Genomic DNA, 4,704 nt, shown 5'->3' with positions numbered 1-4,704 from the left:
TCGGTTCCCTACGTTCCAGTATTCGGTTCCCTACGTTCCAGTATTCGGTTCCCTACGTTCCAGTATTCGGTTCCCTACGTTCCAGTATTCGGTTCCCTACGTTCCAGTATTCGGTTCCCTACGTTCCAGTATTCGGTTCCTTTCATTGGTCTAGTCAAAAAAGATTACGTTATCTTTCCCATTTATCTTTTTTGAAAACTTTATTTTCCATGGAAGTTGATAAGATTTAAGTTCAAACTTAAATCTTTTTAATGACCCATCATGTGCACACATTGCAGCTAACCTTTCCAATCCTACAGTCCATTCTTTATCATTTCCTTTGCTAACTTTAATAAGCTCAAGTAATCTCTTTTTTATTCCAGATTCTTCATGAAGAACTTCTGCATCAATAGCTAGTAGGCCTTTGTTGTATCTTACTGATTCAATCAATCTCTCATCAAAACTGATTTTCATCCCTTCTATTGTGCCATCTTCTTTTTTAAGGTACTGAAAACTAATTAGTTTAAAACCATCCACTATTTTTTCATTATCTCGAAAAATATTACCGCGATAAGTTGTTCCTAAAAGCCTTTGAAGAGCTTTTTCTAGCCAGGCATAACTAGCCATCCCCTTCGTATTTCTTCCTATCCCTTTTAAGCACTCATAAGCCGTAAACTCAATAGAAGCAGGAAAGTAACCCAAAGACATAGCTATCTCTCCAGCCTTTGATAAAGCAAACCGCAAAACATCGAAATCCCAAATTTTAGCCATGCCAAATTCATGATTAGCTGTAACCTGTAGCCATCTTTTAGCATCAGAAGATTTGTATTCTATTGTTTTTAATCTTTTACGCTTGGATGTTGAACAAAAAGGGTAAAGCATCAAATTTCTTTCATTTCGATATTTAGTTAATTCTAAAGGACTTTTAGCTAATTCTTTTGCCTCCATAGCAACTGGACTATTCTCAATTTTCTGTCTCATGCTTTTCTTAATACTCTCTAAATGTTGCTCTATCGTTTCCATGACAATCCTTAAATTTAGCAAAAAGCCATTAAGCAGAAAGCGCAAAGCTAATCAACGAAACTAACTTCACGCTTCCAGTTAATGGTCGTAAAGCTAGCTATTCCTGAACATCCTCAACCTCAAAAATATTTTTATCTTTTAAACTTTTCCATATTCCATCAAACATTTGCTTAGATTCATAAATACAATCGCCCATCATCTTGAGATAAGCCTCGATAATTGCGGGATCACAATCAGCAAAGTTTGCTGGAGATAGTAGCGACACATGAGACAAAGCATAAGCACTTGCTAGCTTGTCGCTAAGATTTTCGCAGGATCGAAAAGAATATTTTGCAGGGTTCAAGGAATGTTCTAAGCTTTGCTTAGCCATGATCAGCCTCCATATCAGGTTGGTTGTGGTTAGTACCGTTGAGGTGCTACAACACCTTGGCGGTACGCTCATTTGATGCTATTTCATTCTGAAAATCAACCTCAGCGTTTAGTACTTTTCGCGCTACGTTGCGCAGCAACGTGTAAGCGCGCACTTAGGCAGTGGGCTGAAAGCCAATAAATCTGTTGCATCCGCATAAGACAGGTAGATTCTTATTGGCATCCCTGTTAGATTAGCTATTCAAGTATGAAGTTAAATATTGAGAAATTTATGATAGAGAAAATCTCTGATTCACAAAAACTAGCAACTTTAGGTTTATTTAGCTTAGGCTTTGCTGTTGGTTATTATTTCGGCAAATACTCAACAGATCATACATTGGAAGAAAAGAGACTTGCCTTGGAAGAAAAAAAAATTGCCGTGGAAGTATCTAAAGCGTATAGAGAAACTGCCAAATTATTTTCTGATACTGATGAATTAACTAAAATTGATCGACATATTGCTTTAGATAACTCTTTAAAAGTACTAAGAGCACAAAGTGATAGTGATAAAAATAATTCTTGCACTTTGTTTTAAAATCACCGTTTTTTGGACATTTGACGGTATGCCAGAAACTGGCTAATACCAGAGATTAGTTAAAGGGAGAAGCAATTTCTAGCTGTTTACATATTGCTTTAACTAAAACATTTTTAATTTCTCGATGCCTTGGTACTGCGGTAGTTTTTCGGTTTTCTGGGTTAAAATAGATCGTATGATTTCCGCCTTGTCGTATGATTGAGCAGCCACGAGTTTTAAGGTGCCTATCAAAGTCTATTAGGCGCATTATTTATATATCTGCAATTGGTATCATTTCACGGGTAATATTTCGCCCTTGGAAATTTTCTTCAGCCAGCTCACGGTTAGCTTCCATCAAAAGCTTTAAAGCATCAAGCAAATTAGCTTTAGCCTCAACAATATTTTCGCCTTGGCTCATAGCGCCAGGTATTTCTTCAATCCAGCAGACATAACCGCCCTCTTCAGCGGATTCAAAGACAGCAGTAAAGTTTTGCATATTTAACCCTAACCAGTTATTTGAAACCTTATTTTTAAATCTAGCATTTTTTAAACAATAAAGTTAAGTATTATCAGGCTGACTTTTCGTCAAAACTCATTACGTCACTGCTGTTTTTTCCGCAGTGACGTAATGAGTTTTTTGGAGAAGGATCCACTTCTGGCGCGGTTTTGAGCATTACTACGTCACTTTTAGCGAAAGACAGCCTAAGAAGACACGAGGTTAGCGGATATAGCAGGGCGGTTGCATGAACACTTTTTGACCAGAAGAAATGTAACTTTAAATGCTAGAGTTTTAGTTATTACCAGTTAAAAATTTACAAAATTCTTGTAAATGAAATTTTCAATTCATAAAAATTAATATTTTTAGCAGAAAATTTTTTTCAGTTCATCAGTAAAACGGTTAATTTTACAGATAAAATCTGGTCAAAAAGTGTTCATGCAACCGCCCTGGCGGATATAGTACGCCGAGGTGGTTAGTAGAGGACAGGTTAGGTGATGCGGTTGGTTGTGGAACATCAGCCGTGGAACAATACAAGGCGGCCAAATGTAATTTATTCATAATTACGATAATTATCTATTATTACAGTAATTACTATGTATACCTCAAAAGCCCTCCTTTAGTGCTACGTTTTATTACCATAGCTTCTATGTCTCCCGCGTCACTGCGAATGGGTTTAGCGCAGTGACGCGGCCAGTCGGCTGCTCACAAGCCTGCATTCTGACAGGCTTTGTTAATCTTTGGCTTTTTTTATGGCGATGATCCGCCGGTGAAAAGTTGGTTTTTTTTCTTCTTGGCTGCCTGTGACCCTACGGACGAGGCTCACTTAGTGTTGCCCAGGATTGATTAAACGTTGTACTTGGTGAAGATATCGCCGAGGTTGAGGGCAATAGAGGTGGAAGGGTTTTGCTTCAATCGCCTAGCAATTTCTTCGCCTAAGAGCCAGGCATTCATAGAGTTATTATCCTGAACGAGCTTACTGAGATGCTGGGAAGTTAGGGTAATGAGTATCTGAACAGTTTTAGATTTTTCCATATTTGTCTTGAAGCCTAGAGAAGAAATTAAGTTTTTTTGTTACCTGAATTATACCGCGAGGATAAATTTTCTAACCATGAAAAAAGAAAAAGTACCTAGAGTCATCTTGGCAAAAAGCCAAGATGCGCACTTACACGTTGACTGACGTCAACGCTGTGATCTGAAATTAAAGAGAATTCATTTTGTGGAGATTTTAGAGATGAAACTGTTATCAGTATCGGACTTAAGCGCGCGCTGGAGTTATACGAGAGCAGGCATTCACAAACTGATCAAGGGAGAAGATTTTCCGCCACCAGCAGCGGAGATAGGGAGGAAAAAGCAAAAGGTATACAGCGAGGAATCAATAAGACACTACGAGGAAAACAAACCCTGGCTGTTTGATGAGAACGAGAAGCAGAGAAGGCAAAGATTGTTTTTGTTGTTAAGAACAAGGAAAGAAGAGACAAAGGGAACACAAGGCTTGTTGGAAAAACTTTTGGAAAGATGGGCTAGGTCATGGGTAGGTAAAAGTTAGGTTTTGTAGTCGAGAAAAGGTTGATAAAAGAAGGCTGATTCAAAAACTGCGAATAAGGCACTTTAAATCGATTTTTACCTCTTACCCTAAGGGATTTGTCGACTTAATGAAGAAAGAGCCTAGAAGAGGCTTATTTCTGGCTTTAAAGCCGATTAAAACTAAAACTTTACCCTGTCTTGATGATTTTAGTAGCCGAAAGCCTGTCAATGAGGAACGCAGCCGCGCTAGCGGCGAGTAGTCATTGACAGGGTGGAGGCGATATACGCTTTGGCTAGGGGTGATAGGCGTTTTTTCGCCTATCACCCCTGCCTCACGGCGAGTGCGGGGGGCTGGGGGCAGCGCCCCCAGGGGTTTTAAGGAGATTGAATAAATCAAGAGGTTAAGGAAATGTAGAGAGATTCCGGCTCAGAATTTTTTTAGAGGGGGTTAGGGGGAGACTTCCCCCTAACCAATTCTTAGTGAGCGAAGCGTTAGCTAAGCGAACTCCTTTTTGTAGACGGATTTCCGATCACTACGTAGATAAGTACTTTCTTTTATATTCTTTTAAAACCTTTTACCGAAGAAAAAATGCCTTGAAAGCCGCTTCAGTACTGGGTTTGTAAAAAAAGTCGGTTCCCTACGTTCCAGTATTCGGTTCCCTACGTTCCAGTATTCGGTTCCCTACGTTCCAGTATTCGGTTCCCTACGTTCCAGTATTCGGTTCCCTACGTTCCAGTATTCGGTTCCCTACGTTCC

The 4,704-nt window shown here is 39.2% G+C and carries 6 protein-coding genes; 2 read left to right on the top strand and 4 right to left on the bottom strand.

Annotation, left to right across the window (positions count from 1 at the left end):
• Positions 1-150: 150 nt before the first annotated feature.
• Both EO766_RS17760 and EO766_RS17755 read right to left on the bottom strand, forming a co-directional pair.
• Complete coding sequence (locus tag EO766_RS17760) at positions 151-1,002, bottom strand: replication initiator protein A (protein ID WP_287101725.1); 852 nt, start codon at positions 1,000-1,002, stop codon at positions 151-153.
• A 97-nt stretch (positions 1,003-1,099) separates the two neighbouring features.
• Positions 1,100-1,372 (bottom strand): hypothetical protein, encoded by a 273-nt coding sequence (locus tag EO766_RS17755; protein WP_287101723.1) that lies wholly within the window; start codon positions 1,370-1,372, stop codon positions 1,100-1,102.
• Between the two features lie 246 nt (positions 1,373-1,618).
• On the opposite strand from EO766_RS17755, the gene EO766_RS17750 reads away from it, so the two are divergent.
• Entirely contained in the window at positions 1,619-1,945 is a 327-nt protein-coding gene (locus EO766_RS17750) for a hypothetical protein (RefSeq protein ID WP_287101721.1), read from the top strand.
• Positions 1,946-2,000: 55 nt separating this feature from the next.
• Here EO766_RS17750 and EO766_RS18505 read toward each other — a convergent pair whose 3' ends face one another.
• Together EO766_RS18505 and EO766_RS17745 are read right to left on the bottom strand one after the other, a co-directional pair.
• Positions 2,001-2,192 (bottom strand): type II toxin-antitoxin system HicA family toxin, encoded by a 192-nt coding sequence (locus tag EO766_RS18505; RefSeq protein WP_353744850.1) that lies wholly within the window; start codon positions 2,190-2,192, stop codon positions 2,001-2,003.
• A gap of 3 nt (positions 2,193-2,195) precedes the next feature.
• Entirely contained in the window at positions 2,196-2,420 is a 225-nt protein-coding gene (locus EO766_RS17745; RefSeq protein WP_287101720.1) for a type II toxin-antitoxin system HicB family antitoxin, read from the bottom strand.
• 1,219 nt (positions 2,421-3,639) lie between these two features.
• On the opposite strand from EO766_RS17745, the gene EO766_RS17740 reads away from it, so the two are divergent.
• A complete protein-coding gene (locus EO766_RS17740) occupies positions 3,640-3,969 on the top strand; it encodes a hypothetical protein (protein WP_287101719.1) in 330 nt (109 codons plus the stop codon).
• Positions 3,970-4,704 lie beyond the last annotated feature (735 nt).

The organism is Hydrotalea sp. AMD (assembly GCF_004100315.1).
Taxonomy (GTDB): Bacteria; Bacteroidota; Bacteroidia; order Chitinophagales; family Chitinophagaceae; genus Hydrotalea; species Hydrotalea flava.
The sequence above is the reverse complement of the archived record's forward strand: the minus strand, read 5'-3'. Positions and strand labels throughout refer to the sequence as shown.